Origin of the sequence: Micromonospora inaquosa (assembly GCF_003857055.1) — a bacterium.
Taxonomy (GTDB): Bacteria; Actinomycetota; Actinomycetes; order Mycobacteriales; family Micromonosporaceae; genus Micromonospora; species Micromonospora inaquosa.
This window is the reverse complement of sequence record NZ_QGSZ01000173.1, coordinates 54,113-61,687: the sequence shown is the minus strand read 5'-3', so window position 1 is coordinate 61,687 and position 7,575 is coordinate 54,113. Positions and strand designations below refer to the sequence as shown.

The following is a 7,575-nucleotide window of genomic DNA, read 5'->3' as shown; positions in this document are numbered from 1 at the left end:
CCCCGGCCACCTCGCCGCCTACGCCGGGCTTGCCCCCGTCACCCGACGCTCCGGCAGCAGCATCCGCGGCGAGCATCCACCTCGCGGCGGCAACAAGAACCTCAAACGCGCGTTCTTCCTCGCCGCCTTCGCGTCCTTGGCCGACCCGGTCAGCAGGGCCTACTACGACCGCAAACGCGCCGAAGGCAAACGCCACAACGCCGCCCTCATCTGCCTCGCCCGCCGCCGCTGCGACGTCCTATACGCCATGCTCCGCGACAAGATCCCCTACCAACCCCGCCCAGCCACACCGATCGCCGCTTGACGAACGCCATAGGGACACCCCCCCGCTTGTCTACCTGCGGCAGCCGATCATCTGGCCCGCTGCCAGGGGGTGCCCAACTAATTCGAGCGAAGGAGTGTCCAGTGGTCCAGATGGTCGACACCGACGCCGCCGCCGACCTGCGGGAGAAGCTGGTGGCGGAGTTGCTCGCCCAGGAGAAGATCGTCTCCGAGGCGGTGGAGACGGCGTTTCGCCGGGTGCCTCGTCATCAGTTCATGCCCGCAGACACCGAGCTTGCGGCGGCATACGGCTACGACAACTCCGTGGTCACTAAGCGCGACGATCGCGACCGGGCGCTGTCCTCGGTGTCCGCGGCGTACATTCAGGCCGCAATGCTGGAGATGGCGCAGCTGCGCCACGGCATGACGGTGCTGGAAATCGGCTCCGGTGGGCTGAACGCCGCCTACATCGCCGAGATCGTCGGACCCGAAGGCCGCGTCGTCAGCATCGACATCGACCCCGAGATCATCGACCGGGCCGCCACCGCGCTGGACGCCACGGGCTACGGCAGCCGTGTCCGCGCGCTGGTGGCCGACGCCGAGCACGGCGTCCCCGGCGAGGGGCCGTTCGACGCGATCATCGTCACGGTCGGCGCGTGGGACATCGCCCCGGCCTGGCTGACCCAGCTACGGCCCGAGGGCGTGCTCGTCCTCCCGCTGGTCATGAACAACGTGACCCGCGTGATCGCGTTCCGCCGCGACGGCGAGCACCTAGTCAGCACGGCGGCCGAAGTCGCTGGCTTCGTCGCGATGCAGGGCGACGGCGCTCGTGCGGACCAGATCATCGAGCTGCCCGGCCCGGCAGGCGGCACGGTCAGGCTCTCGTTTGACTCCCGCGCTCCCAGCGACCTCGGGCAGCTCGACGGAGTGCTGACCGCTGGCGCGACCGAGTCGTGGTCGCAAGTCACGGTCGCCAAGGGGGTCTCCTTCGCCGATCTGCACCTGTGGTTCGCGTGTTACCTCGACGGGTTCTGCCGCTTGTCCGCCGACAGCGAGACGGACGTGGCCACGCCGAAGCGGTGGCTGCCGCTCGCGGCCGTACGCGGAGCCGGGCTGGCCTACCTGATCCTGCGCGACGCGCCAGGCGGGGCGGAGTTCGGTGCCCGTGCCTACGGCCGCGACGGGCAGCTGGCCGCCGACGCACTGAACGAGCAGGTCCAGGCGTGGCACCGATCCGAGCGGCACACCACGCCCACGTTCGCCTACTGGCCCACGGGCCCCGACATTCCCACCGACGCTGCGGCCATGACCAAGACGCACGGCGTCCTCACGATCACCTGGCCCACAGGCAGCTGACTCTCCCCAAACCAGCCCGCTGGGCGCGGCTCGACCACCCGAACCGCCACAACCACAGGGCGACACCACACGGCTCCACCCGCCCACGAGCAGAAGGAATCCGATGACATTGCAGGTCGATGACGCAGCCGCCTTGCGCCAGGCCATGGTGGCGACACTGCGCGAAGAAGGTCTCATCACCACCGAAGACGTCGCCACAGCAATGAACACGGTGCCCCGGCACGACTCCGCCCCCGGCGAACCGCTGGACCGGGTCTACCAAACCAACACCACACTGGTACCGAAGATCGACGCCCAGGGGCGGCAGACCAGCGTCGTGTCCGCCTCACACATCCAGGCCATCCAGCTCGAACAGGCCGACGTGCAGCCAGGCATGAACCTGCTGGAGATCGGCTCGGGCGGCTACAACGCCGCGCTCATCGCGGAAATCGTCGGCCGAACCGGCTCGGTCACGACCGTGGACATCGACGCCGACGTCATCGCCCGCGCCCGCGCGGGCCTGCAGCGGGCGGGCTACGAACAGGTCTACGTCGTGCACGCCGACGCCGAACACGGCGTGCCCGATCACGCGCCCTACGACCGGATCATCGTCACGGTCGGGGCGTGGGACATCCCGCCCGCCTGGCTCGACCAGCTCACCCCGGACGGGCGCATCGTGGTCCCGCTGCGCTTCGCCGGAATCACCCGGCTCATCGCACTGGACCACACACCGGACACTCCGATGCTGACTGCCAGCAACTACCGGCTCGGCTCGTTCGTACCGATGCAGGGCGACGGTGCCGCCCACGAGCAGCTCATCGCCGTCACCCCTGACGTCGGCCTGCGCCTGGACCAGAACAGCGAGCTGACCTTCAACGTGCCGGCGCTACGCAAGGCGCTCAACACCAAGGCCGTGGAGGGCTGGTCGGGCACGCCGTTCGACATGCCCGACGAGCTGGAGCTGTACCTGCTGACAGCCGGGCCCGAGATGCCGATGTTGCACGCGGCGCAGGCCGCCATCGAGCAAGGCGTCGTCAACCGCACGGTACGCACGGGTACCCCGGCGCTGGTGCGCGGCGACACCTTCGCCTACCGGATCAAGCGCGAGAACCCGGAGACCATCAGCGGCTTCGAGACCGGCGTCATCGCCCACGGACCGCAGGCCGAGCAGGTCGGCGCTGAGCTGCTCAACATGATCCGCGCCTGGGCAGGCCGCTACTACCGGCGCGGCGCGGCCCGCATCACCTACCACCCGAACCCCGCCGACACCAGCGGACTCATCGGGTGGCACACGACCAAGCGACACGGCGACCTGGCCATCGACTGGTCCTAACAGACTTCGGCGCTCACCTCTGCGACCCACGCCCAGGTAAGCGCCGGGGAACCATATCCACCCCCCATCAAGGAGGTTGTCATGACCACCCAGCTCGCCCCGGCCCCGACCGACGTCGACGGCCGCCCGCTCGACGAGTTCGACCTCGACATCACGTTCATCGAGGCCGGGGGCACCGTCGAGCACATCATCAAGATGACCCAGGACAACTGCGGCACCACCTGCGAGTCGGCCTGCACCAGCTGCTGACCGCCGCAACAACCGATGGCGGCCTCCGACCGAAAGCCCGGCCCCGGTGATCTAGCCGACCAGCCGCCATCACACTCGGTCACGGGATGCCCGGCCCTGGAGCACACGCGCCAGCGCCGGGCATCCCCTCCACAGACAAACGAGCACGCCCTGGGGAGGTCAGTGTGTACCGCAGCGTGAACAACGCCCTGATGCTCCGCGCGTCAGTGCTCCACCCAGGCCACCTCGCAACCTGGCCAGACCTCACCAGCAGCGACGGACCTGCCACCTGGCGGCCGTGGCTCGAGCAAGCCCTGTCCACTCCGAGGTTTGCCGCCGCACTGAAACACGCCTCGCCAGACCTTGCCGAGCGCAGTGCCGCGGCCGTCAGAGGCGACCTGTCACAGGCCGCTGTCCGGCGGGTGGTGCTCGGGGTCATGCGTTACCTGCTGCGCGCGACCAGCCGCGCCACCCCGTTCGGGCTGTTCGCCGGTGTCGCTCCCGCCAGCGCGAACGGCGCAGCCACCCTCCGGTGGGGTACCGACCATCGGCCCTTCGCCCGCCTGCAGGCGGCATGGCTGGCCGGTGTCCTGCACGACCTGGAATCCGACCCGCTGCTGCGCCCGTACCTGACGGTCCGGGCAAACAACCTGCTCGTGGAACGGTCCGACAGGATCGTGCTGGAGTACCGTGCCGCTACGAGCGACCCTCGCGGTGCGCCGGCGCACCTGCGCATCAAAGCCAACGACTCCATCCGCGCCGCGCTGAACCTGGCGACTGAGCCGATCCGCTGGGCCGATCTGAGCGGCAAGCTCTCCGCCGAACACGGAGCGCCGACCGAAGGGGCCGACCGGCTGATCGGCCAGATGGTGGCCCAACGGCTGCTACTCACCAGCCTGCGCCCCACGTCGATCCAGACCGACCCGCTCACGCACATCGTCAATGAGCTGAAGGCCGTACCTAGCGGCAGCCCTGACAACGTGCTGGGACATCTGCGTACCCTCCGTCATCTGAGGGCACGACACGACAACGCCCCCGACCAGGCGAGCGCCGGTGACCGCCGCCGGGACCTCAGCCGAGCCGCCGCCGCGATCCGCTCCGGATCGGCTGTGGGCATCGACCTACGGCTGGACTGCGACCTCGTACTGCCAACGGCGGTGACGGCCGAGGCAAGTCGTGCCGCTGCCGCGCTGACCCGACTGGCACGCCCGTCCTCGCGCCGCTGGCGCGACTGGCACGCCCGGTTCCTGGCCCGGTACGGCCTGCGCGCCCTCGTCCCGATCCTGGACGCGGTCGACGGGCAGGTGGGCCTCGGCTACCCGGACGGCTTCACCGGCGAGCCCGCCGACGACCCAACCGAGATGAACGACCGGGACCGGCGCCTGCTCGCCCTGGCGCAGCGGGCCGCGCTGCGGGGCGAACACGAGGTGGTCCTCGACGATGCTTCGCTGGAACGGTTGGCCGGCGCCGCCCCGACCGAGGTGTACCCGACCGCCGAACTCACCGTCCGCATCCACGCCGAATCGCTGTACGCCATCGGCCGAGGCGACTTCCAGCTGTCCGTGGGACGGGCCTCCGGGCAAGCCTTCTCCACCACGGGACGGTTCCTCGACCTGTTCGGCGAAGCTGCCCAACAACGCATGGCGACCGAGGCAGTCGCCAGCCCGACCGCCAGCGAGGGAGCCCTGCTGGCACAGCTAACGGCCGTGACCCGATACACGATCAGCCTGGACGTCAACCGCGCCGCACAGCTGCTGCCCCACGTGATCCCGGTCGGGGAGCACCACCCGCCGTCGCAGGCCACGATCGCCTTGGACGACATCGCCGTCACCGCCGACGCCCACCGCCTCTACCTGATCTCCGTCTCCCGCCAGCGCGGGCTGCAGCCGGTCGCGGTCAACGCCGTCGAACCGGTCCGTCATGCCCACCCACTTGCCCGGTTCCTCGCCGAAGCACCGGTGGCGCTGGCCACCGCCTGTTCCCCGCTGGAGTGGGGACCAGCGGCCAAGGGCCTGCCCTTCCTGCCCGCCCTGCGCTACGGCCGCACCGTACTGAGCCCTGCCCGATGGCACCTGGCCGCAGACGAGCTGCCCGACCGCCACGCCCCCTGGCCCGACTGGGATACGGCCCTCGGGGCCTGGCAGCAGGCCACCGGCTGCCCCCGCCTGGTCGCGCTCGGCGTCGGCGACCAAACGATCAGGCTCGATCTCGACGAACCCGCCCACCGGGCTCTGCTGCGCAACCACCTGACCCGCGAACCCACCGCCCTTCTACGCGCTATCGCCGAAGGCAACGAGTGGATCGGCGGTCACGCCCACGAGATCGTCATCCCGCTCTTCGCCACCGCCGCCAGACCACCCGCACCCCGCGTCGGCAGGACGACGGTTGACGTACGCAACCACGGCATCCTGCCCGGCGGCGACAGCCACTACCTCAAGATCTACGCCCGCCCCGACGAGCAGGACGCCATCCTCGCCGGTCATCTGCCCCGGCTGCTGTCCCAACACCCTGGGGCAGGCCCGTGGTGGTACCTGCGGTACGCCGACCCCGAACCGCACCTACGGCTGCGCATACGCGGCATGCCCAGCGAGGCCGTCTCCAGCTGGACCCGACAGCTGCACGCCCACGACCTGACGCGCCGAGTTCAGTGGGACACCGACTTTCCCGAGCCCGGCCGTTTCGGCGACACGGCCGCGTACGCGGCCACAACGGCGGCGTTCGGCGTCGACTCCGAGGCCGCGCTCGCCGAACTGACGACAGTCCTGAGAACCCCCACATTGCACCGGCAGGCGTTGACCGCCGCCAGCATGGCGGACCTCGTCAGCGCCATCATCGGAGACCCGGCCAAGGCCATGCGCTGGCTGATCTCTCACACCCGCACCCACCGGCCCGCGCCCCCACGAGCCGTCTACGACGACGCGGTACGGCTGGCCCACCCTGACAACAAAGTTGCGCTGCGCGCCCTACCCGGTGGCGACACCGTCGCCGAACGGCGGGCCGAACGCCGCCGAGCCCTGACCACCTGGCGAGACCACCTCACCGGCATCAACACCACCACCCCGGCCGACCTACTGCCCGACCTGATGCACCTGCATCACGTCCGCGTCATCGGACTCGACCTGGAAAGCGAACGCGCCTGCCTGCACCTCGCCCGCGCCGCCGCGCTCAGCTGGACGACAAGGAGGACCCCGTGACCGCCCCCGCCACCACCTCCCACCGCGCGGACCCGCTCACCGCCGTCTGCGCTAGGCTCGCCGACCCCTCAATCGTCGGCCCCTCACCAGACGGACGCACCCGGCCCCAATCCCTGGCCGGAGGCGCGGTCGGCATCGCGCTACTGCACATCGAGCGCGCCGTGTCCGGCCTCGGCGACGAAGCCACCGCCCACACCTGGATACGCGCCGCGGCCAGCGAGCCGGTCAGCATCGGCCACAACTCCGACCCGTTCCACGGAGCCCCCGCTCTGGCCTTCATGCTGCAAACGGCAAGCCCGCTCGGCGAGTATCGCCGCGCCACCACCAGCCTTAACGAGGCCACCGCCACCCTCACCCGGCAACGGCTGGCCGCCGCCCACGCCCGCATCGACCGTCGCGAGCCGTTGACCATGTACGAGTTCGACCTCGTGCACGGCCTGACCGGCCTCGGCCTGTACCACCTCCATGCCCACCCCGACCACCCGATCAGCGAGGAACTGGTGGCCTACCTCGCCCGCATCACCGAACCCCTCGGCGACAACACCACCCGGCCGCCATGGTGGCTGCCGTCCGGCCTCGGCGGCGTACCCCACGACGACTTCCCGCACGGCCACGCCAACATCGGAACCGCGCACGGCATCAGCGCCGTCATCGCCCTACTGGCCTACGCCCTCATGCACGGCCACGACACTGCCGCCGTCCGCGACGCCCTCGCCGTCCTGTGCGACTGGACCGACTACTACCGCCAAGACGACCCTGCCGGGACGTGGTGGCCCGGGTACGTGGCCCCCGGCACCGAACTCAAACGTCACCGGCTCTCCTGGTGCTACGGCACACCCAGCACGGCCCGCGCCCAGCAACTCGCCGGGCTGGCCCAACGCGACACGATCCGCCAGCAGCGTGCCGAAGACGCGATGCTCACCGCCCTCGCTGATGATTCCCAGCGCCGACGACTCCCCGAAATCGGTCTGTGCCATGGCAAAGCCGGACTGCTGCAATCCGCCTGCCGCATGGCGGCCGACAGCACCGATCCGACCAGATCGGCCCTGCTCGCCGCCCCGGTGCCCAACCTCGCCGCTGAGCTTGCCAGCCAACTCACCGACGAAGCCCACGCCGATCCGGAGCTCATGAACGGCACCGCCGGTGCCGCGCTTGCCCTGCACACCGCCGCCATCGGCAACCCGGCCACCGGCTGGGACGCCTTCCTCGCCCTCTCCTGACCCG

At 70.3% G+C, this 7,575-nt stretch carries 6 protein-coding genes; all 6 read left to right on the top strand.

Features of this window, described 5'->3' with window-relative positions; genetic code table 11:
• The coding region (locus tag DLJ59_RS09455) for a transposase (protein ID WP_148096937.1) at positions 1-304 on the top strand (304 nt) is incomplete at its 5' end.
• A 110-nt stretch (positions 305-414) separates the two neighbouring features.
• Positions 415-1,617, top strand: coding sequence for a methyltransferase, FxLD system (fxlM, locus tag DLJ59_RS09450; RefSeq protein ID WP_124772123.1), 1,203 nt, complete (start codon positions 415-417; stop codon positions 1,615-1,617).
• Between the two features lie 103 nt (positions 1,618-1,720).
• The gene (gene fxlM, locus DLJ59_RS09445) at positions 1,721-2,929 is read left to right on the top strand and encodes a methyltransferase, FxLD system (protein WP_124772115.1); all 1,209 of its coding nucleotides are present in this window, start codon (positions 1,721-1,723) and stop codon (positions 2,927-2,929) included.
• Between the two features lie 81 nt (positions 2,930-3,010).
• The gene (locus DLJ59_RS09440; protein WP_123110567.1) at positions 3,011-3,178 is read left to right on the top strand and encodes an FxLD family lanthipeptide; all 168 of its coding nucleotides are present in this window, start codon (positions 3,011-3,013) and stop codon (positions 3,176-3,178) included.
• A gap of 86 nt (positions 3,179-3,264) precedes the next feature.
• Complete coding sequence (locus DLJ59_RS09435) at positions 3,265-6,351, top strand: lantibiotic dehydratase (protein WP_124772114.1); 3,087 nt, start codon at positions 3,265-3,267, stop codon at positions 6,349-6,351.
• Complete coding sequence (locus DLJ59_RS09430; RefSeq protein WP_124772113.1) at positions 6,348-7,571, top strand: lanthionine synthetase C family protein; 1,224 nt, start codon at positions 6,348-6,350, stop codon at positions 7,569-7,571. Before DLJ59_RS09435 ends, DLJ59_RS09430 begins: the two co-directional genes overlap by 4 nt.
• Positions 7,572-7,575 lie beyond the last annotated feature (4 nt).